Raw genomic sequence first — 18,991 nt, 5'->3', positions numbered from 1 at the left:
CCTCCCCCTTGAGGGGGGAGGTCGCGCGGAACGCGCGGGTGGGGGTGATCCTTTGAGGTTTGCGGGGGTGGTCGGTCACCCCACCCCGGAGCTTTGCTCCGACCCTCCCCCTCAAGGGGAGGGTGGACATTCTCGACTGGCGCTCAATCCTTTGCACTCAAGGACATCGCAGAGCCTCCTGACGATGTCGGACTGTAAACACTCTATCCGGTCCGTTCTGTTAGCAACCCAGCCGGTCTGGTCACCGGCAAAACCGGTAGCCGCCCTTGCGGGCGAGCACGTCGAGATGCATGTGGTCCTGGTGGGCGGCGTCGCTGCCGGGGGAGAGCACGGTGGAGAAGCTGAGGCAGGCGGTGGCGTTGAGGCTGCGCTGGAAGGCGGCGTCCATGCTGGAATCCTCCTGCGTGACGATCGCCATCGGCATGTCGCCTTTCTCGAAGCGCAGCGAGGCGATGTCGATGGCATTGCCGCGGGCATGCTCGGAGATCTTGCCGGTTTCGGCGCCGTTGCGCTTGCGGCAGATATAGGTCGAGGCCTGGTTGAAGGCGGTCAGTTTGCCCCGGTCCGGCAGGGCCAGTTCGGCGGCCGGGATGACGATGGTCTTCAGCCACTCGGCCAGATGCAGAGCGGTTTCGCAGCGCATGGTGCCTTCCGGCGCCAGATCGACGCCGGGCAGGATCCTTGTCACGCTGATCGGCTTGTCGATGCCGCAGCCATGGCCGTCATCGATGCGCGGCAGCGGCTTGAACTTAGCGCCGATGGCGGTCAGCGCCTTGCTGCATTGCTCGAAGGCGGCCGCATCCTCCGGTTCGATCACATCGACCGGTTCCGGCGGGCGCGGCGGTCCCTGGACCTCGCGCGGCTTGTCGGCCTGGGCTTTGTCTGGCTCGGTTTTGTCTGGTTCGGCTTTGTCAGGTTTGGCATCCGGCACGGGTGTGCCCGGCGCTTCCGGCTTTTCGTCGGCGGGCGCTGCGGTTTCCGGCACGGGCGGCTTCGGCTCCGGTGTCGCAACGGTGCCTTCCGGCGGAACGACAATCGGCGCTGCAGCTTCAGGGTCGATGTCCGGCTTCGGTTCGGGTTTTACCTGTTCCGCCGGTGTCGATTCTTCGGGTTTGGCCTCGGGAACAGGTCCGGTCTGCGGCAATTTGGCGGCGGTCAGAACGGTCAGGCAGAGCAGGGCTGCGGCGAGGCGACGATACATGCATCCGTCCTTCGGTGCGTTGGTGACGGAACACAAACGCTTTCGAACGGATTAGGTTGCCTCTGCTAAAGGGCCAAGAGTTCCTCGAAATGGGTGAGATCGGCAAATTCGCAGAAGGCCGGCGGATCGAGCTCGATGACCGGCAGTTGTTCTCGGACATGGGCGAGCAGGTCGTTCAACAGCGCGACATAGGCGCCAGCGGCGTGGTTCGGCAGCCATTTCAGGCAATAGGCCAGCGTGATGTGGAACTGGTAGGTGTCATGGCTGAGGCTGCGATAGCCCATCGGCGCGACCAGTGCGTCGCGCCAGGCGCGGGCCAGGGCCTCGTCCTGTGGTGTGGCACCTTTCAAGGTCAGGCCGAAGGGCGTGACGGATTTGACCGTCATGGCGAAGGACGCCGGAGCCTCAAACGTCTCCAGCCGGTCGCGGTAGAGGGCCGTGATTTGCTCGATCGGGGCGCTGTAGGAGACGCCGTCCGGCCAGTGATGCTGCTGGCGGCGGTCGTCGATCACTCCTTCGAACACCGTCATGTGGAAGCTGTCGGGCGGCAGATAGGTGAAATGGGCGCCGCAGGGGGCGGCCTTCAGGGCGTCCTGCACGTCTTTCAGGATCTCCATGCTGCGGCTTGGCCGCGTCACGTGGCGGATGACGGTATTGCCGGCGATCGGCCGGAAGCGGCCGTCGGGGCCGAGCCGCACGCCGAGCTTGAAGGGGGCTTCGATCTTGCCGGTTTCGCAAATCCGCTCGATCAGATCCTGCTCGGTGATCATCTGCCTTTCGACTCCTGCTGTGGCCTTGTCGTGATGGCCGACGCAATAGAGCGATTGCATGACAGCGGGGTGACGAAACGGCGGAGAGGGACGGAACGGCCACAGAATTCCCCCTCTTGCGCAGAGGCAGGCTCCACGCTAATAATCGCGCCATGAACACGTCTTTGACCATGGCTAACTGGTGGTGGGCACGCTAACGCGGCCTTGACCAGTCATGTCCAGAGACAATTGACGCAAAGCCGCCCGGAAAATCTTCAGGCGGCTTTTTTGTATTCAAGGCGCCGCAAAACCCGGGCTTTGAAAAGGGAAGAGAGACATGGTGACGATCATTCGGGATGACGGCGGCGAGACCTACGAGACGCGCGGCGGCATTTCCGTGACCCGCGAGCGGCGGCCGGTGGCCTATGCCGATGCCATCAGCACCTGCGTGGACAAGCTCGACGAGCGCCGCGGCGCGGTGTTTTCCTCCAACTACGAATATCCGGGCCGCTATACGCGCTGGGATACGGCGATCGTCGATCCGCCGCTTGGCATTTCCTCGTTTGGTCGCAATGTCTGGATCGAAGCCTTCAACGAGCGCGGCGAAGTGCTGCTCGGCTTCATTGCGGAGAAACTGAAGACGGTCTCCGATCTGACGCTGGGCACGTCCACCAAGGCACGCCTCGACCTCACGGTGAACCAGCCCGACCGGGTGTTCACCGAGGAAGAGCGCTCGAAGATGCCGACCGTGTTCACGGTGCTGCGCGCCATCACCGATCTCTTCCATTCCGAGGCGGATTCGGCGATCGGCCTGTTCGGCGCCTTCGGCTATGATCTGGCCTTCCAGTTCGACGCCATCAAGCTGTCGCTGACGCGCCCCGAGGACCAGCGCGACATGGTGCTCTACCTGCCCGACGAGATCGTCGTCGTCGACCACCATGCCGCCAAGGCCTGGATCGACCGTTACGATTTCGAAAAGGGCGGCGTGACCACGTCAGGCAAATCCAGCGAGATCGCCCCCGATCCGTTCCGCCATACGGATGTCATCCCGCCACGCGGCGACCATCGTCCCGGCGAATATGCTGAACTGGTGACCAAGGCCAAGGAAAGCTTTCGCCGCGGCGACCTGTTTGAAGTGGTGCCGGGCCAAAAGTTCATGGAGCGCTGCGACAGCAAGCCCTCGCAGATTTCCAAGCGGCTGAAGGAGATCAATCCGTCTCCCTATTCCTTCTTCATCAATCTCGGCCACCAGGAATATCTGGTCGGCGCCTCGCCGGAGATGTTCGTGCGGGTATCGGGCCGGCGCATCGAGACCTGCCCGATCTCCGGCACGATCAAGCGCGGCGAGGACCCGATCGCCGACAGCGAACAGATCCTCAAGCTCCTCAATTCCAAGAAGGACGAGAGCGAGCTGACGATGTGTTCGGACGTCGACCGCAACGACAAGTCGCGCGTCTGCGAGCCGGGTTCGGTCAAGGTGATCGGCCGGCGGCAGATCGAGATGTATTCGCGGCTGATCCATACCGTCGATCACATTGAAGGCCGGCTGCGCGACGATATGGACGCCTTCGACGGGTTCCTCAGCCACGCCTGGGCGGTGACCGTGACCGGCGCGCCGAAGCTGTGGGCGATGCGCTTCATCGAGGCGCACGAGAAGAGCCCACGCGCCTGGTATGGCGGGGCGATCGGCATGGTCGGCTTCAACGGCGACATGAATACCGGCCTGACGCTGCGCACGGTGCGCATCAAGGACGGCATTGCCGAGGTCCGGGCCGGTGCGACGCTGCTCAACGACAGCATTCCGGAAGAGGAAGAGGCCGAAACCGAACTGAAGGCATCCGCCATGATCGCAGCCATTCGTGACGCCCGCAGCGGCAATGACGCCAAATCGAAACGCGGCGTGGCCAGCGTCGGCCAGGGGGTGAAAATCCTGCTGGTCGACCACGAGGACAGTTTTGTCCATACGCTGGCCAATTATTTCCGCCAGACTGGCGCTACGGTCTCGACCGTGCGCTCGCCGGTGGCCGACGCCGTGTTCGACGAGATGGATCCGGATCTGGTCGTGCTGTCGCCCGGTCCCGGATCCCCGAAGGACTTCGACTGCAAGGCGACGATCAAGAAGGCCCGCGCCCGGCAATTGCCGATCTTCGGCGTCTGCCTCGGCCTGCAGGCGCTGGCCGAAGCCTATGGCGGCGAGCTCCGGCAACTGGCCGTGCCGATGCACGGCAAGCCGTCGCGTATCCGCGTGCTGGAGCCCGGCCTGGTGTTTTCCGGCCTTGCCAGGGAGGTGACCGTCGGGCGCTATCACTCGATCTTCGCCGACCCCTCGACCCTGCCGCGCGATTTCATCATCACGGCGGAAAGCGAGGACGGCACGATCATGGGCATAGAGCACGCCAAGGAACCGGTGGCGGCCGTACAGTTCCATCCGGAATCGATCATGACGCTGGGCCAGGACGCCGGCATGCGGATGATCGAGAATGTGGTGGCGCATCTGGCACGACGGGTGAAGGTGAAGGCGGCTTGAGGGGGCTGTGGCCTGCGGGGCGATGGCGATTGTTCAAGTTAGCGGTCGGCCCGGTTTGGGAGGCATGTGCGTGAGGTCAGGGGCGGTGATTGTCGTTGCCTCGATCTTGTCGCTGCTGCCTTCCGTACTCGCCGTCGCCGATGATCTCCGCAGCGCGCCGCCGGAACTGGCCTGCAGGCAGGAATTGCTGCTTCTGGAGGTGTGGAGGGTGCAAAATGTGGTTCGTGCATGGGATTATCAGCATGAGCGACGGGGAAGCCTGAATGTCTATTCCTATGGTTGGCTCAAGATTCACGCCAATCAGCAGCGCGCAATCGCGCTTGCCGCCTTTTGTCCGATTGCGGTACGGTTTGGCGCGGGAGAACTGACCGTCAAGTCGGGGGACGAGATCATGGGCTCCGTCATCAACGGTGTCTGGCACAGCCGGCTGGCACCGTGAGGGGGGCGTGTTCGATCTGTTGAATTAGCGACTTCCATTGTTTGTCAACGACACCTTGGATTATGGGCCATCGCAGTTTGACAGATCTGCGATAATCAAGGATAGGAACGACATCAAAAACCGCCTGCGCCTTCGAGCGTGGGCGGTTTTGCGTTTCACCAGTCGTTGAAATGCAATTCAGTCGCATCAGCAAAGGGCGAATGTCATGACACAAGAGGGGAACAGCAAGGTCCAGCGCCTGGCGTTCTGGGGCATTCCCCTGTCGTTTGGCGTGATGGGGCTGAAGCTCGTGGCCTGGTGGGTGACGGGCTCCGTGGCGCTGTTGTCGGACGGGCTGGAATCGACCGTCAACGTGGTGGCGGCGTTCATCGCCTATTTCGTCATCCGCTATGCCCAGAAGCCGGCCGATCTCGACCACCCCTACGGCCATCACAAGGCGGAATATCTGTCCGCCGTTCTGGAGGGCGTGCTGATCGTCGTGGCGGCGCTGTTGATCATGCAGGAGGCGATCGGCCATCTTGCCGATCCGAAAATGCTGGAGGCGCCGGTGCTCGGCCTCGCGATCAACCTCGTGGCCGGTGTGATCAATGCCGTCTGGGCGCTGACGCTGATCAAGGCGGGCCGGGCGCATCGTTCGCCGGCGTTGCTCGCCGATGGCCAGCATATCCTGTCGGATGTGGTGACGTCGGTCGGCGTGCTGATCGGCCTCGTTCTGGCGCTCATCACCGGCTATGCCATTCTCGATCCGGTGATGGCGCTGCTGGTGGCGATCAACATCATCGTCCAGGGCTGGAAGGTGATTTCCCATTCGGTCGACGGGCTGATGGACAAGGCGGTGGAATTCGAGGAAGAAGCGGCGATCAAGAAGGCGATCGCCACCCATGCCGCGGGGTCGCTGGGCGCGCATGACCTGCGGACCCGGCGGGCAGGGACGGCGACCTTCGTCGCCTTCGACCTGGTGGTGCCGGCCGGCATGTCGGTGAGCCAGGCCCATGAGATCTGCGACCGACTGGAAGCGGCGGTGCAGGAGGTTCAGGCCGGCGCCCGGGTGACGATCCATGTGGAGCCGGAAAGCGAAAAGGCGCACGGCGTGCGCGTGAAAATACAGGAGACAGGACTATGACCATGACCGACGTATCCGGGCTGTCGCAGCTCGGCCATGCGGTGGACGCCCCGACCAGCCCGGAAACGGCCGTGCTGGAGCGGGTGCCCAACAGCAATGCCGGCACCGATTACGTGGTGCGCTTCACCGCGCCGGAATTCACCTCGCTCTGCCCGATGACCGGCCAGCCGGATTTCGCCCATATCGTCATCGATTATATTCCGGGCGAGTTTCTGGTCGAATCGAAGTCGCTGAAGCTGTTCCTGTTTTCCTTCCGCAACCACGGCGCCTTCCACGAGGATTGCTCGGTCTATATCGCCAAGCGCATCATCGACCTGCTCCAGCCGAAATGGCTGAGGATCGGCGCCTACTGGTATCCGCGCGGCGGCATTCCGATCGACGTGTTCTGGCAGACCGGCGCCGTGCCGGAAGGCGTGTGGCTGCCCGACCAGGGCGTGCCGACCTATCGCGGCCGCGGCTGATTTTTTGCGACATCAGCCCGCTTTCAGGCGGCGGCCTTCTTGGGTCTCACCGTCATAGCCCCAGGCATCGCCCGGGACTTCGTGGATCACCACGTAGGTGGCCAGCGGCAGTCTGGCCCCGAGCACCTGTCGCAGCAGCCCGGCGGCGGCGGAGATGAAGGCTGCCTTTTCGGCCGGCGTATTGGTGCCGGCCGTCACCTTGGCGTCGATATGGGCGGCGACCGTCGGTTGTTGATCGCCCACCGTCCAGTGGCCGGGATCGACCCGTTCGATGCGCACGGCAGTCAATTCGTGTTTCTTTGAGAGATGATCGGCCATCAGCCGCGTTACCTCGCTCTGCAGGTGCCGGAGCTGCGCCGGCGCGATGTCGGTTGCGGCGATCTGGATGTGAACGAAGGGCATGTCGGGTTTCCTCTGGCTGTTGACGGATGCACCATCGCGCGGCATGATTGTTTTGAAAATCACGTAATTTCAAAGAAACAGTTTTGAGAAATAAAACGATGACTGTGCTGGTCAATCTCGACATGGATGTGCTGCGCACCTTTGCGACCGGGATTGCGCTAGGCAGCTTTGCCAAGGCCGGCGAGCGGCTCGGCCGGTCTCCTTCGGCCATCAGCCTGCAATTGCGCAAGCTTGAGGAGCAGGTTGGCCAAGCTCTGCTGCGCAAGCAGGGACGGGGCCTGGTGCTGACGGAGGCGGGAGAGCTGCTGCTCGGTTATGCCAGGCGCATGCTTGATCTCAACGACGAGGCTTGCCTGGCGCTCAAGGGTCACGGGTTGCTCGACGGCTGGGTACGGGTCGGCGTACCGCAGGATTTTGCCGAGACCTGGCTGCCGGACCTGCTGGCGCGTTTCCAGCGCGCCCATCCCGGTGCGCGGGTCGAGGCGCGGGTCGATCGCGGCTCAAAACTGGTCGAGGATGTGCAAGCCGGGGCGCTCGACCTGGCGCTGACCTGGGGGCGGCTCGGCGATGCGGAGGGCGAGGTGATCGGCAGCCATGCGATGGTGTGGATCGGGCCGCAGGATTTTCAGGCAAGACCACAGGCGATCCTGCCGCTGGTCGCCTTCGATGCCCCTTGCGCGTTTCGCAGCGAGATGGTGGCGCGGCTGGATGCATCCGGCATCCAATGGCGGCAGGTGTTTTCCAGCCCCAGCCTGTCGGGCCTCTGGGCCGCGGTTACCGCCGGCCTCGGCATCACGGCGCGCATCGCCGAGGGTAGGCCGGGGCATCTGGCGGTGCTGAAACCGGAGGAGGCGGGGTTGCCGGCGCTCGGCCGAATAGAGCTGGTGATGCACGCGTCGCCGATCGCGTCATCGGGTCCTGCCGGTGTGTTGAAAGCGCTGATGAGCGAGGCGGTCGCGCTTCGCGGTGCTGCGGCGTGATGGTGTTGACACTTCACGTGAAGTCGCAGGAGCGCGAAAACCCAGAGTCCATTCAGGGGTTTGGACGGGTGCGCGGAGAAAGTGATTCCGGGCGTTTTTCACTCTTGGCTTGTGGGGGAATTCCCGGAATTATGTTGCAAACGCCACCAAGCGGATTTCGAAATTCGCGAAGGCATCTCTGCGAAAGAGCGCCAGAAGCGGCCCTTGCCGCGATCGATGCCGTCCCAATCGGGCCGGCATCGATGAAGCGTGACCGACTATCTGACTACAGGCTCACCGTGATAACGTCGCTTTGATGGCTTGGACACGCCAAATCCGACTTCCATCATCAGACGCGGAGTGTTCTTCGCCAAGGTCCCCATATGGAAACCAAAGGGATCCTCGACAAAACCGGTCCCAGCTTTTCCCGTCAACGTGACAGCGTTATTTTCACCATAAAAGCTCAGAACCTCCTCCGCCGGATGGCCTACGAGCAGCGTTAGTTGATGCCTCACGCGCCGACGATTGTGACTGCCTCGGACGTAGACGTGCGGGCCTGCATCTGCATCGACGTCGGACAGATAGAAGAAGAACTTCAGCATTCGCCAATCATCGAGATCGAAATGGAACTTGAACGAGGCGCGGCTTAGATCGGCTTCAGATGCAGTTTTCGTCGGAAAGCTCCACCATGTGCGAGTGGTGATCATTCTCGCCTCACCGCCAAGATAATGTCTTGCAATATCAAGAAGTAGTGGGTCTCTCTGAACAGCCACTGCTGCCTCGCATTGTAGGACCCGTTCGAAATGATGACCGCTTAGTATGGTGCGCCCGAAGCGTCGTTCGGCCTCCGCGTGCTCTCCGGCGGTAAACTCCAGTTCACGGTCAAAATTGCCAAAGCAAGGCGTCTCCTGTGCGAAGCGGGCGATTTCCTCATGGATTGATGCAGGCAATGTCAGGCCGGTGAAAATCCCCGTACTCTTCAGTTCTGAAGCGGCCTCATCCGCCCTGATCTGCCCAAACATCGATGATGATGCTGTTGCTGACGGTGGAACAGGTTTGGCGGTGAGCCAATGCGCTCGACGGAAAGGTATCGTACGGGCCAACAGGAACATCGGCAGCCAGGCTGGATTTTCCTGCAGGTCCGTTAAGTAGGTGGGGACGCGCGCTGCCATACGACGTAAAACCCCGCCTGTGCGGGCGATTGTTTCGAGGTCCTGCGGCTTGGATTTGGGCATATCAAACATATGATCTCCTTATACGAATAGCGCCTCATTCTCAGCGCTCTTCACTCCGCAGCCCGACCAGAGGGTATGCCGTTTTGGCTTTTGTTGCAATGCGGCATTCGGATTTAGCTGTCTTTTGGAAATGGCAACTAATTGAACTAATTAATGAATTTCTGTTGTTGACCCCACAAGTAGATGGCGTGTTGGGTGTAGGTACGTGAAGTATTTCTGCGCTAGGCGACAGATCGTGAAATGAACCCTAAAGGCTCTGCCGGTCTAACCAAGTCTTGATGATAGGACCCCATAGGCTGGCTTATGGCAGGTCTCTGGCCAGGCGCGGCGCGCAGGGACATGCTGCCGCGACGGCGGTGGATCTGCGCGAAGCGCATTCGCAGGGTCTTTCTCCGATGTGATAGCCCTGCCCGCACGGGGGAGGCGGAATGCTGTGTCGCTGCCTGGATGAAACAGAGACGGCGGCCGAGGCCGCCGTTCGCATATCGGGGAAAGTGGATCCGGTCAGCCGAGCATCAGGGCGGCGCCGCCGATGGCTGTTGCGGCACCCAGCAGGCGGGTGACGACGGGGCCTGTGCGGTTGAGGGCGATGCCGAGGCCGATGCCGGCGGCATGCAGCATGGCGGTTGCGATGAGGAAGCCGAGGCCGAACTGCAGGGCGCCGGCGCCGCCGAGTTCGCCGCCATGGGCGTGGCCGTGGAACAGGGCGAAGGCGCCGACGATGGCCGCAGAGGCTGCAACCGGCAGCTTGACCGCCATGGCGACCAGCAGGCCGAGGCCGATGACGGAGGCGAGGATGGCGGGCTCGACGAAGGGCAGGTTAACCCCGTTGACGGCCAGCAGGAAGCCGACGGCCATGGTGCCGACAAAGGCGGCCGGAACGGCGATCAGGCCGCGTCCGCCGATCTGCGCGGCCCAGAGGCCGACGGCGACCATGGCCAGGATGTGATCGGCGCCGAACAGCGGATGGGAAATGCCTGCCATGAACGAGCCGTGCTCGGCCGGATCGAGATGGGCGAAGGCCGGGGCGGTAGCAGCGGCAAAGATGGCAGCGGAAAGCGAAAGGCGTTTAAACATGATTGTCCCTCTATTTGGTCGACAGGGCGCCCGTGATTCAGTCGCGCCCGCCGTCATCCTTAGTCCATGGGACAAACTACGTTAAGCCCTTTGTCGCTGTCCATGGCCAATTGTTGTTCGGCGTATCATGCGACCAAGTTTGCGCCGCGCCGGTCGTGAGCGCGGCACGACAGCGGGCAATTGCGACATGGGGGCGAGACTGACCCGGTCCTACTTCTGCGGATGGGCGTTCAGGACTTCGGCGCAGCGCGAGAAGCTGAGGCCTTCGCCGTCGGTGTCGTTGCTGGCGCGGATGGCGATGATCGACTGGCGTTGGTCGGCGGTGATCTGCAGCTCGCAGAACAATTGCTCGTAGCGCGGCGGCGAGATCATCTGCGGCTGGGCCGGAGGGTAATTGCCCGTGGTGATGACCTGGGTTTCCGTGACGCCCGGCCGGGTCTCGCGGGTCACCGTCTTGGTCCTGGTCTTAACCGGCGCCGGCGTCGCATAGGTCGGCGCGATATAACGATCGGCATCGCCGCCGCGCCAGGTGTAGATGACGTTGCCGCTGGCCATCGGGAACTGCGACAAAGGCGGGCCGTACTGGCTGAAGAACAGTTCCACCGGCTGGCCGATCCAGCGCGACTGGATGACGGTATTGGCTTCTTCGGTGGTGGTGCAGCCGGCAAGGCCGGCGGCGATCAGGACCAGAGCGGTCAGGCGCGATCTCATGGCAGGTGGTTTCCCCTTAAAAATTCGATGTCGCGCGGACGTTACGGGGAGGATGTTCGGCAGATCAATGCACTTGGGCGATTGGCCCAGAATTGGCCGGTGGCTGAGCTTTCCTGGCGGTTTTTGCTTGCGGCGGCGACGGGCCGCCCCATATTGCCTTTTGACAAGAGAGGCGCCGATCAGGACGGTGCCGCAAACGAGGAGAGGCGCGATGTTTGCCTTCGACAACAGCTATGCGCGGCTGCCGGCGCATTTTTTCGAGCCGGCCCGGCCTGCGGACGTGGCCGCACCGCGGCTGATCCGCTTCAACGCAGCGCTTGCCGAAGAGCTGGGCCTGACGCTGGATGCGGAGGACGAGGAGCGGCTGGCGGCGCTGTTTTCCGGCAATGCGCTTCCCGATGGTGCCGAACCTTTGGCCATGGCCTATTCCGGCCACCAGTTCGGCCAGTTCAATCCGCAGCTCGGCGACGGGCGGGCGATCCTGATCGGCGAAGTGGTGGACAGCCACGGCCAGCGCCGCGACATCCAGCTAAAGGGCGCCGGCCAGACGCCGTTTTCGCGGCGCGGCGACGGGCGGGCAGCCCTTGGGCCGGTGCTGCGCGAATATATCGTCTCGGAGGCGATGTTCCGGCTCGGCATTCCGACGACGCGGGCGCTGGCGGCGGTGGCCACCGGCGAGGCGGTAATGCGGGAAACGCCGCTGCCGGGGGCGGTGTTCACCCGCGTTGCCGCCAGCCATATCCGTATCGGCACCTTCCAGTTCTTTGCGGCGCGCGGCGATCAGGACGGGGTGAAGGCGCTGGCCGATCATGTGATTGCCCGGCATTATCCTGAACTGGACGGGACCGCCAATCCCTATCTCGGGCTGCTCAACGGCGTGGCGGCGCGCCAGGCGGCGCTGATTGCACGCTGGATGTCGGTCGGCTTCATCCATGGGGTGATGAACACCGACAATATGACGGTGTCCGGCGAGACCATCGATTTCGGGCCTTGCGCCTTTCTCGACGAATACGACCCGAAGAAGGTGTTTTCCTCGATCGACCGGCGCGGCCGCTATGCCTATGGCAACCAGCCGGGCATCGGCCAATGGAACCTGGCGCGGCTCGCCGAAACGCTGCTGCCGCTGTTTGACGGCGGCGAAGAGCAGGCGGTGACGGACGCCAATGCGGCGCTGGTCACCTTCGGGCGGATCTTCCAGGAGCATTGGCTGGCGGGTTTCCGGGCCAAGCTAGGGCTGCTTGGCGAACGGGACGGCGATCTCGAGCTGATCAACGACCTCTTGGCGCAGATGGCGGAGAGCCAGGCGGATTTTACCGTGACGTTCCGGGCGCTGGGCGAGCTTGCTGGCGGATTGGCTGGCGGGCAGGGCGAAGGGGATTTCACAGCGCTCTTCACCGACCGGCCGCGGCTCGACACCTGGCTGGCGCGCTGGCGGGAACGGCTCGACGACGGGCGGACACCGGCCGAGCGGCAGGCGGCGATGCAGGCGATCAACCCGGCGGTGATCCCGCGCAACCACCTGATCGAAGAGGTGATCCAGGCCGGCCTGTCGGGTGATTTCGAGCCCTTCGACCGGATGATGGCGGCGCTGGAGCGGCCTTACGAGGCCCTTGCCGAATTCGCCGCCTACCGGGTGCCGCCGAAGCCGGAGGAACGGGTGAGCCTGACATTCTGCGGGACGTGAGGAAGGCGGTTCAATCTAGGAATTGCGCGGCAGAGCCGCGTTCAATGGCCGAGCAGGATCGCGCCGGCCGTTACCACGAGACAAGCGAGAATGCGCCGGGCGGTCAGGATTTCGCCCAGAAACAGCCAGCCGATCAGGACAGCGAACACGACGCTGGTCTCCCGCAGTGCCGCGATCGGGCCAGCCGGACCGAGGGCGAATGCCGCGACCACCGCCCAATAGGCGATCATTGCGACCAGCCCGCCGCCGAGCGCCTTCCATGTCCGGGCGGCACGAAAATCGACGATGAGTCGCCGACGCAGGACGAGGAACGCGGCCGGCAGGAATGCGCCATAAAGCACAAGCACCCAGGCCGCGTAGGCTCCGCTTTGCCCCGTGTGATGCACGCCGATGGAATCGACGGTGGCATAGGCGGCAATGATGGCGCCGGTCGCGAACGCGAACAGAATGGATGAGGTGGAGGCTCGTCCTTTGCCGAGGGCCAGGCTCATGATCCCGGCAGCAACCAGAATGACGCCGGCAATCCGGCCGGCATCGAGCGTGTCGCCGGTGATGAAGAATCCGCCTGACGTCACCAGCAGCGGCACGGTTCCGCGCACGATCGGGTAGACTTGGCCCAGGTCTCCGTAGCGGTAGGCCGCGACGAGGAAGAGGCTGTATCCGACCTGCAGCACGGCCGAGAGAACAATATAGAGCCAGGCGCCCGGGGCCGGCAGCGGATAGAGGAACAAAAACGGCAGCGCGAGGGCGGTGCTGGCGAAACTCATGACGGTGACGGTCCAGAGCCGATCGCCGCCGCTGCGCAGAAAGGCATTCCACGTCGCGTGCAGGATCGCGGCAAACAAGGCAAGACTGATGACGATCGCGCTCATCGCTGAGGCCCCGCCAGGGCATCGGCCGCAGCCTTTCGCACGCTGGCGATTGCTGCCTTGCCTTGCCCCATATGGGCAAGCATGGTCGCGCCCTCGATCAACATGAACAGCGTCACGGCGACATGCCCGGCGCGGTCATCCGGCAGGGATTGCGCCAGAATGCCCCTGAGCCGCTGTTGCAGATCGCGCTTTTGCTGCGCGACCACCTCGAATATGGCATGGTTCGGTGCTGCGAATTCGGCGATGGCGTGCTGGAACAGGCAGCCGTGAAAATCGGGACTTTCGAACCAACGCTCGTGCCAGTCCAAAATCGCATCGATCTTCTCCGGCGGTGTCAGCGCCGTTTCGCACAGCCGGTCGAGCTGTTGCCTGAAGCGTTCGGCCCGCCAGTTCAGGACCTCGACAATCAAGCCGTTCTTGGCGGGGAAGTGCCGATACATGGTCATCTTGGCGACCTCAGCCTCGGCAATGATCTTGTCGATGCCGGTGGCATGGAAGCCATCCTGCTTGAAAAGACGATAAGCGGTTTCGACGATGTGACGGCGGTTTGCGGCGGCGTCGGCGCGTAACGGCATGGCAAGACTCTAAATGATGTAGACCTGTCTCACCTATATAGCGCTTGCCGTAGGCCGTCAACGGGAGTGTGCGAGCGCGAAGCGACATGGCCGCCTTCCCGAAACGGCATTACACGCGGACGCGTGACCACGCCTCCGGAGCTTTGCTTCGACCCTGGCGCAAAGCGACGGTGGGCTGTCTATCGATGCTGCGACATCACAGGGCGGGCTTTTGACGCCCGTGGGCCGATTGACGTTGTTGGCCGGGTCGTGCACCACTTGAAGAATGTCGCAGACAGGCTGCAATTGTGCGGCTGCTCACCCTAAAATCGAACCTAACATCAATCATTCTCGCAGGCAGGATTGCAGGCTATGGCAGAGTTTCCGTCCAAGGCAAAAGTCGTCATCATCGGGCTCGGGGGCATTGTCGGCGCCTCCATCGCCCATCACCTCATCGAGCGCGGCTGGGACGACATCGTCGGCATCGACAAATCAGGCATTCCGACCGATATCGGCTCGACGGCGCATGCCTCGGACTTCTGTTACACCACCAGCCATGACTATCTCTCGGTCTGGACCACCCAGTATTCGATCGAATTCTACGAGAAGATGGGCCATTACGCCCGCATCGGCGGGTTGGAAGTGGCGCGCACCGGCGACGACACCTGGATGGAGGAGATCAAGCGCAAGCTGACTTCGGCGCGCGCCTTCGGCACCCGCGCCCATTCTGTCACGCCCGCCGAGATCAAGGCGATGTTCCCGCTGATCGAGGAAGACCAGGTCATGGGCGGCATGTTCGATCCTGACGCCGGCCTCGTCATCCCGCGCAGCCAGACGGTTGCCGGCAAGCTGGTCGATGCGGCGGAAAAATCCGGCAAGCTTGCCATGTTCGGCAATACGCCGGCCAAATCGCTCATTGTCGAGGGCGGCCGCATCAAGGGCGTCGTCACCCATCGTGGCACCATCATGGCCGATCACGTCATCGTCTGCGCCGGCCTGTGGGGCCGGCTGATCGCCGAAATGGTCGGCGAGGACCTGCCCGTCATGCCGGTCGACCATCCGCTGACCTTCTTCGGTCCGTTCAACGAATTCGAGGGCACCGGCAAGGAAATCGGCTATCCGCTTTTGCGCGACCAGGGCAATTCGGCCTATATGCGCGACACCGGCGACCCGAAGACCACCGAGGGCGGCCAGATCGAATGGGGTTACTACGAAACCACCAATCCGCGCATGTGCCATCCGCGCGAGTTGCTCGAAAAGCACGAGGCACGGCTGTCGCCCTCGCAGCGTGACCTGGACATGGAACAGATCCTCGAGCCGCTCGAGCGCGCCATGGAACTGACGCCGATCCTCGGCGAGCTCGGCTACAATGAAGGTCACTCGTTCAATGGCCTCTTGCAGGTCTCGGCCGCCGGCGGCCCCTCCTGCGGCGAGAGCCAGAAGGTGCGCGGCCTGTGGTACTGCGTCGCCATCTGGGTCAAGGACGGCCCCGGCTACGGCAAGCTGATCGCCGACTGGATGACCGACGGCCGCACCGAGATCGACCACAACTCGATCGACTATGCCCGTTTCTATCCGCACCAGCTGACCGAGGAGTTCATCGCCGGCCGCTGTTACGAGGCGGCGCAGAAGATCTACTACCCGGCCGTGCACCCGCGCGAACCCTATGCCAGCGGCCGCGGCGCCAAGCGTTCGCCGTTCTACGAGCGCGAAGTGGAACTCGGCGGCTATTTCATGGAACTGGGCGGCTGGGAGCGGGCGCATGGCTACAAGGCCAACGAGCACCTGCTGGAAAAATACGGTTCCCAGGTTCCCGTGCGCGCCAATGAATGGGACAATCGCCATTTCTGGCGTGTCTCGAACGCCGAGCATCTGGCGATGAGCGAGGATTGCGGCATCGTCAACCTCTCCCACTTCCACATGGTCGACATCGAGGGGCCGGACCATGTCGAGCTGCTCGAATGGCTCTGCGCTGCCAAGATCGGCGGCGACGGCAATATCGGCAAGGGCATCTACACCCACTTCCTCGACGACGAGGGCATGGTGCGCGCCGACTTCACCGTGTTCCGCATGGCGGATCGCTGCCGGCTGGTGAACGGCGCCGACGCCGGTCCGCGCGACTTCCACTATATGAAGCGCGTGGCTGAGGGTCGCGGCCTTGACGTCACCATATCAGACGTCTCGGAACAGTTCATCACCATCGGCATCTGGGGCCCGAACGCCCGCGAAAACCTGAAAAAGGTGGTGGCTGATCCGGCCGGCCTCGACCAGGAGAACTTCCCGTTTGCTGCGATCAAGCCGATCGAAATCGCCGGCAAGCCTGTGACCGCCTTCCGCATTTCCTATGTCGGCGAACAGGGCTGGGAACTGCACATGAAATACGAGGACGGGCTTTCCGTCTGGGATGCGCTGCGCTCGACCGGCGTCATGGCGTTTGGCGTCGAGACCTATGCCAATTCGCGCCGCATGGAAAAGAGCCTGCGCCTGCAGAACGGCGATCTGCTCACCCAGTACAACCTGATCGAGGCCGATCTCGCCCGCCCGAAGGTCAAGGAGGCCGATTTCCGCGGCAAGGCCAAGCATCTGGAATACAAGGCACGGGATCACCAGCCGGCCATGCTCTGCACGCTTGTCATGACCGACAATGTCGACGCCCAAGGCGTCGCCCGCTACCCGGTCGGCTCCATGCCGGTGGTCGATCCGGCAACCGGCAAGACGCTGGTGGACGATCTCGGCCGCCTCTCCTACACCACCTCGGTCGCCTATGGCCCGACCGTGGGCAAGAATATCGCGCTGGCGTATTTGCCGTGGGAGTATTGCCAGGTAGGCCGCAAACTCAACGTGGAGTATTTCGCCGAGAGCTATCCGGTGGAGGTGGCCGCGGTGGGGTATAAGCCGCTGTACGACCCGGAGAATTTGAAGCCGCGGAGCTAGGTTTCAGGGGTTATTGGTGAGGGACGCGGGACCCGCTGGCTGGGAGGCTGGCGGGAAAAGACAGCTTTTAGTCGGCCGCTAGCTTGGAGAATTCCGAGAGATTGTTGACTAGATCGGCCATTTCTTTTGGCACTTCGTCAGCGTGCATTGCCTCAATGATCGCGTTTGCCGTCACGCTGACTCCGAATTCGTCTGAGATATATTTATTAATGGCGCTTAGCGCATCTTTCGCGGGAACAAGGCCCGATCTCAAATTTTCGTCTTTCCAAAGTTGCTCAAATTCTTTGAGTAATTCCTCATTTATGGTGGCAGAATGTCTCCCAGATGGATTTTCTTTTTCAAATCTACTTCTAAAATCTAGGTATTGTGCTGATACATAATTTTTATGATCTTCGCAAAATTCAGCCAGTCTCGCGCTTACATCGACATTTGCGACAAATTCTTTTACCTTGCCAGACCGCTTTTCTTGTTCAATCAAACGCTGCTTAACAGCGCGATTTATGGCGCTAGAAATCAGTAGGTAGCTTTCAATTTCTTTGCGCTGATGAACCACAGCTAAATCGCAAAATTCCTCACATTTGTTTTTTATGCGCTGACATTCGCCGGTGCTTCTGTAGTCTCTATCTAGTATTGCTGCCGCTTTTATCTTCCCTCCTAACGTAGCTTCCATTCCCGCCTTGAGGTTTTTGATTCTCTCCGGATTAAATCCTTCGATGGGGACAACGGCGAAGTCGCGGCGGTTCCCGACCGAGTGTGCACCCAGTTTACGAGCAAAGCGTCCGAGAATTTGAAAGTCTTTGCCCTCCACAAAGAGCACCCGGCGGGTTTTCGCCAGTTGAGTCAATACTGGGTTCAGACTTGAGCCTATCACAGAGAAAACGTGTGACAGTTCTGCCGGATCCCTTATCCGTTTGGCAGAATTTTTGCCTTTATTGACCAGCACAATATCATTCGGCTCCGCTTCCGTAATCATCTCTGTCGAATGAGTTGCAAGCAGTATGTCTGGTCCCAGATTTCTTAAAATATCGAGTAGTTGCCTTTGCAGTTCAGCATGGAGGTAAATATCTGGCTCATCTATCAAGAATAGAGAAACATTCTGGGACTGAATGATGTGTGTCAGCATTTGGCACCAGACTTGAAAACCAAACCCCGCCCAGAATAACTCTCGCGGGCGTCGTTCCTCAGGACAATACATATGCAATCGTGGTTTTTGGTGGGTCCGATCTATCTCGGGTGGTTGTATGTCCATCCCCGGCCATGTTTGTTGCAGAAGACCGCGAAAGTTGCCGAATTTTTCGGGGTAGTGATGCCAAATGTTCCGAAAATTTCTTGCCGCGGTATAGCTAAACAATGCCAACCGGGCGGCTTCCTTCTCGTAGAGTTGTTCGTGGTGGTCTACCGGACCAAGTATCGGTACGAACCCGATAGGACAGTTAAAGTGTTTTTCGAAGGTGGAGGGGCTTGCGAAAGTTTTTCCCTGTGCATCTGGAAGAAGGTAGCACACACTCTGTTCTGGAAAATATAAAGTGAGCGTGTTTTTATTGGCCAACGAAAATACTACTGATGCTGCTTCATCATCATTATAATTATAGAATATGTTTTCTTCAGCGACAGAGATGGATGACAAGTCAATCTCATAGCCGAGGACTCTTCCTCCCGGCACTTTCACAAGAGTGGCTTTGCGAGCGCTTGCTTTGCGCATAGCGGCCGCCAATATGCGGAAGGCGGCGAGAATTGTCGATTTTCCCGCGTTGTTTGGGCCAACTAGGATATTGAAATGTCGGAGTTGAAGCGTGAAGCGCTTGAAAGCCTTAAAGCGCGTAAATTCGACTTGAGTAAACTGATGCATCGTTTCTTCGATTCGAATGGCAGATTTAGTTAAACCTTAAATTGAGTCGTGAAGGCGGGCAATCGGTCTAGCTCTGCGAGCGCCCTGTCCTGTGAACGGTCGTAAGGGCGATGTCGTCGAAATCCGCCGGGCGCTTAATACCGTCGCCCGATCGCTCGGCATGGCCGTGTTGGCAGGCGGGGCGGAATAGGGGGGGAGGCGGGCCCCTCATCCC

The 18,991-nt window shown here is 61.4% G+C and carries 16 protein-coding genes; 7 read left to right on the top strand and 9 right to left on the bottom strand.

Features of this window, described 5'->3' with window-relative positions; all coding sequences use genetic code 11:
* Nucleotides 1-241: 241 nt before the first annotated feature.
* Together HFC70_RS26080 and HFC70_RS26075 are read right to left on the bottom strand one after the other, a co-directional pair.
* A complete protein-coding gene (locus HFC70_RS26080; protein WP_168476251.1) occupies nt 242-1,201 on the bottom strand; it encodes an extensin family protein in 960 nt (319 codons plus the stop codon).
* Between the two features lie 65 nt (nt 1,202-1,266).
* Nucleotides 1,267-1,971 (bottom strand): DUF1868 domain-containing protein, encoded by a 705-nt coding sequence (locus HFC70_RS26075; protein ID WP_168476249.1) that lies wholly within the window; start codon nt 1,969-1,971, stop codon nt 1,267-1,269.
* Nucleotides 1,972-2,287: 316 nt separating this feature from the next.
* Here HFC70_RS26075 and HFC70_RS26070 point away from each other — a divergent pair, with 316 nt between their 5' ends.
* The 4 genes from HFC70_RS26070 to queF all read left to right on the top strand — a co-directional run bounded on the left by HFC70_RS26070 (nt 2,288) and on the right by queF (nt 6,500).
* Nucleotides 2,288-4,477 (top strand): anthranilate synthase, encoded by a 2,190-nt coding sequence (locus HFC70_RS26070; protein WP_168476248.1) that lies wholly within the window; start codon nt 2,288-2,290, stop codon nt 4,475-4,477.
* Between the two features lie 85 nt (nt 4,478-4,562).
* Nucleotides 4,563-4,916, top strand: coding sequence for a hypothetical protein (locus HFC70_RS26065; protein ID WP_168476247.1), 354 nt, complete (start codon nt 4,563-4,565; stop codon nt 4,914-4,916).
* Between the two features lie 205 nt (nt 4,917-5,121).
* A complete protein-coding gene (locus HFC70_RS26060; RefSeq protein ID WP_168476245.1) occupies nt 5,122-6,039 on the top strand; it encodes a cation diffusion facilitator family transporter in 918 nt (305 codons plus the stop codon).
* A complete protein-coding gene (queF, locus tag HFC70_RS26055; protein ID WP_168476243.1) occupies nt 6,036-6,500 on the top strand; it encodes a preQ(1) synthase in 465 nt (154 codons plus the stop codon). Before HFC70_RS26060 ends, queF begins: the two co-directional genes overlap by 4 nt.
* Nucleotides 6,501-6,512: 12 nt before the next feature.
* On the opposite strand, the gene HFC70_RS26050 is transcribed toward queF, so the two are convergent.
* Nucleotides 6,513-6,902 (bottom strand): tautomerase family protein, encoded by a 390-nt coding sequence (locus HFC70_RS26050; protein WP_168476241.1) that lies wholly within the window; start codon nt 6,900-6,902, stop codon nt 6,513-6,515.
* Between the two features lie 98 nt (nt 6,903-7,000).
* Between HFC70_RS26050 and HFC70_RS26045 the strand changes: the two genes are divergently transcribed.
* Complete coding sequence (locus tag HFC70_RS26045) at nt 7,001-7,882, top strand: LysR substrate-binding domain-containing protein (RefSeq protein ID WP_168476240.1); 882 nt, start codon at nt 7,001-7,003, stop codon at nt 7,880-7,882.
* 257 nt (nt 7,883-8,139) lie between these two features.
* On the opposite strand, the gene HFC70_RS26040 is transcribed toward HFC70_RS26045, so the two are convergent.
* The 3 genes from HFC70_RS26040 to HFC70_RS26030 all read right to left on the bottom strand — a co-directional run bounded on the left by HFC70_RS26040 (nt 8,140) and on the right by HFC70_RS26030 (nt 10,884).
* Complete coding sequence (locus HFC70_RS26040; RefSeq protein ID WP_168476238.1) at nt 8,140-9,105, bottom strand: phytanoyl-CoA dioxygenase family protein; 966 nt, start codon at nt 9,103-9,105, stop codon at nt 8,140-8,142.
* A gap of 495 nt (nt 9,106-9,600) precedes the next feature.
* Complete coding sequence (locus tag HFC70_RS26035) at nt 9,601-10,173, bottom strand: HupE/UreJ family protein (RefSeq protein ID WP_168476236.1); 573 nt, start codon at nt 10,171-10,173, stop codon at nt 9,601-9,603.
* 210 nt (nt 10,174-10,383) lie between these two features.
* Nucleotides 10,384-10,884 carry a hypothetical protein gene (locus tag HFC70_RS26030; RefSeq protein ID WP_168476235.1) on the bottom strand — a complete coding sequence of 167 codons (501 nt, stop codon included), beginning with the start codon at nt 10,882-10,884 and terminating at the stop codon, nt 10,384-10,386.
* A 211-nt stretch (nt 10,885-11,095) separates the two neighbouring features.
* Between HFC70_RS26030 and HFC70_RS26025 the strand changes: the two genes are divergently transcribed.
* Nucleotides 11,096-12,568, top strand: coding sequence for a YdiU family protein (locus HFC70_RS26025; RefSeq protein ID WP_168476234.1), 1,473 nt, complete (start codon nt 11,096-11,098; stop codon nt 12,566-12,568).
* Nucleotides 12,569-12,609: 41 nt separating this feature from the next.
* Here the strand turns inward: HFC70_RS26025 and HFC70_RS26020 are convergent, their stop codons facing one another.
* Both HFC70_RS26020 and HFC70_RS26015 read right to left on the bottom strand, forming a co-directional pair.
* Entirely contained in the window at nt 12,610-13,440 is an 831-nt protein-coding gene (locus HFC70_RS26020; RefSeq protein WP_168476233.1) for a DMT family transporter, read from the bottom strand.
* Entirely contained in the window at nt 13,437-14,015 is a 579-nt protein-coding gene (locus tag HFC70_RS26015) for a TetR/AcrR family transcriptional regulator (RefSeq protein ID WP_168476232.1), read from the bottom strand. Before HFC70_RS26015 ends, HFC70_RS26020 begins: the two co-directional genes overlap by 4 nt.
* A gap of 351 nt (nt 14,016-14,366) precedes the next feature.
* Here HFC70_RS26015 and HFC70_RS26010 point away from each other — a divergent pair, with 351 nt between their 5' ends.
* The gene (locus tag HFC70_RS26010; protein ID WP_168476231.1) at nt 14,367-16,928 is read left to right on the top strand and encodes an FAD-dependent oxidoreductase; all 2,562 of its coding nucleotides are present in this window, start codon (nt 14,367-14,369) and stop codon (nt 16,926-16,928) included.
* A gap of 67 nt (nt 16,929-16,995) precedes the next feature.
* Here HFC70_RS26010 and HFC70_RS26005 read toward each other — a convergent pair whose 3' ends face one another.
* Nucleotides 16,996-18,777 (bottom strand): ATP-dependent endonuclease, encoded by a 1,782-nt coding sequence (locus HFC70_RS26005; RefSeq protein ID WP_168476230.1) that lies wholly within the window; start codon nt 18,775-18,777, stop codon nt 16,996-16,998.
* Nucleotides 18,778-18,991 lie beyond the last annotated feature (214 nt).

It is taken from the genome of Agrobacterium sp. a22-2 (genome assembly GCF_012276985.1).
In the GTDB taxonomy this organism is placed as follows: domain Bacteria; phylum Pseudomonadota; class Alphaproteobacteria; order Rhizobiales; family Rhizobiaceae; genus Allorhizobium.
Note: the sequence above shows the minus strand (reverse complement) of the source record. Positions and strands in the feature narration are given on the sequence as shown.

What these genes read in the sequence shown, in the direction of transcription:
- HFC70_RS26080 (WP_168476251.1), bottom strand. Translation starts at nt 1,201, where the DNA reads ATGTATCGTCGCCTCGCCGCAGCCCTGCTCTGCCTGACCGTTCTGACC.
- HFC70_RS26075 (WP_168476249.1), bottom strand. Translation starts at nt 1,971, where the DNA reads ATGATCACCGAGCAGGATCTGATCGAGCGGATTTGCGAAACCGGCAAG.
- HFC70_RS26070 (WP_168476248.1), top strand. Translation starts at nt 2,288, where the DNA reads ATGGTGACGATCATTCGGGATGACGGCGGCGAGACCTACGAGACGCGC.
- HFC70_RS26060 (WP_168476245.1), top strand. Translation starts at nt 5,122, where the DNA reads ATGACACAAGAGGGGAACAGCAAGGTCCAGCGCCTGGCGTTCTGGGGC.
- queF (WP_168476243.1), top strand. Translation starts at nt 6,036, where the DNA reads ATGACCATGACCGACGTATCCGGGCTGTCGCAGCTCGGCCATGCGGTG.
- HFC70_RS26050 (WP_168476241.1), bottom strand. Translation starts at nt 6,902, where the DNA reads ATGCCCTTCGTTCACATCCAGATCGCCGCAACCGACATCGCGCCGGCG.
- HFC70_RS26045 (WP_168476240.1), top strand. Translation starts at nt 7,001, where the DNA reads ATGACTGTGCTGGTCAATCTCGACATGGATGTGCTGCGCACCTTTGCG.
- HFC70_RS26040 (WP_168476238.1), bottom strand. Translation starts at nt 9,105, where the DNA reads ATGTTTGATATGCCCAAATCCAAGCCGCAGGACCTCGAAACAATCGCC.
- HFC70_RS26035 (WP_168476236.1), bottom strand. Translation starts at nt 10,173, where the DNA reads ATGTTTAAACGCCTTTCGCTTTCCGCTGCCATCTTTGCCGCTGCTACC.
- HFC70_RS26030 (WP_168476235.1), bottom strand. Translation starts at nt 10,884, where the DNA reads ATGAGATCGCGCCTGACCGCTCTGGTCCTGATCGCCGCCGGCCTTGCC.
- HFC70_RS26025 (WP_168476234.1), top strand. Translation starts at nt 11,096, where the DNA reads ATGTTTGCCTTCGACAACAGCTATGCGCGGCTGCCGGCGCATTTTTTC.
- HFC70_RS26020 (WP_168476233.1), bottom strand. Translation starts at nt 13,440, where the DNA reads ATGAGCGCGATCGTCATCAGTCTTGCCTTGTTTGCCGCGATCCTGCAC.
- HFC70_RS26015 (WP_168476232.1), bottom strand. Translation starts at nt 14,015, where the DNA reads ATGCCGTTACGCGCCGACGCCGCCGCAAACCGCCGTCACATCGTCGAA.
- HFC70_RS26010 (WP_168476231.1), top strand. Translation starts at nt 14,367, where the DNA reads ATGGCAGAGTTTCCGTCCAAGGCAAAAGTCGTCATCATCGGGCTCGGG.
- HFC70_RS26005 (WP_168476230.1), bottom strand. Translation starts at nt 18,777, where the DNA reads ATGCATCAGTTTACTCAAGTCGAATTTACGCGCTTTAAGGCTTTCAAG.